Annotated in this window: 2 rRNA genes; both read right to left on the bottom strand. The window is 48.9% G+C overall.

Annotated features, from left to right (window positions below):
* Positions 1 to 42: 42 nt before the first annotated feature.
* Positions 43 to 158: ribosomal RNA gene (gene rrf, locus VC28_RS00010) — 5S ribosomal RNA — on the bottom strand.
* Positions 159 to 333: 175 nt separating this feature from the next.
* Positions 334 to 591, bottom strand: a 23S ribosomal RNA gene (locus VC28_RS00005); the annotation flags it as partial.

Below are 591 nucleotides of genomic sequence, written 5' to 3'. Positions count from 1 at the left end.
AAAAATCCCTGTCAGAGGTCTGACAGGGATTTTGTATTAGAAGCTTGACGATGTCCTACTCTCACATGGGGAAGCCCCACACTACCATCGGCGCTAAGTCGTTTCACTTCTGAGTTCGGAATGGGATCAGGTGGTTCCAACTTGCTATGGTCGTCAAGCAATTTTGTATGAGTTCGAAGGTCTTATGACATCTATTATGTCGGCCTTGATTGACTCAAATAGGGTGGCGGAACGTAAAGTTTGCTGGCTGTATTTTACAGCATTTGGATGCTTGCGTATCGCACAAGTCCGGACTTTCTGAATCGTTTAACCGTTAACAGTCGATTCTGTTATATGGTCAAGCCGCACGAGCAATTAGTATTGGTTAGCTCAACGCCTCGCAGCGCTTCCACACCCAACCTATCAACGTCGTAGTCTTCAACGGCTCTTTAGGGGGCTTAAAGCCCCAGGGAGATCTCATCTTGAAGGAGGCTTCCCGCTTAGATGCTTTCAGCGGTTATCCCGTCCGCACATAGCTACCGGGCAGTGCCATTGGCATGACAACCCGAACACCAGAGGTGCGTTCATTCCGGTCCTCTCGTACTAGGAACA

It is taken from the genome of Cellvibrio sp. pealriver (assembly GCF_001183545.1).
Taxonomy (GTDB): Bacteria; Pseudomonadota; Gammaproteobacteria; order Pseudomonadales; family Cellvibrionaceae; genus Cellvibrio.
This window is presented reverse-complemented; position numbering and strand designations above follow the sequence as displayed.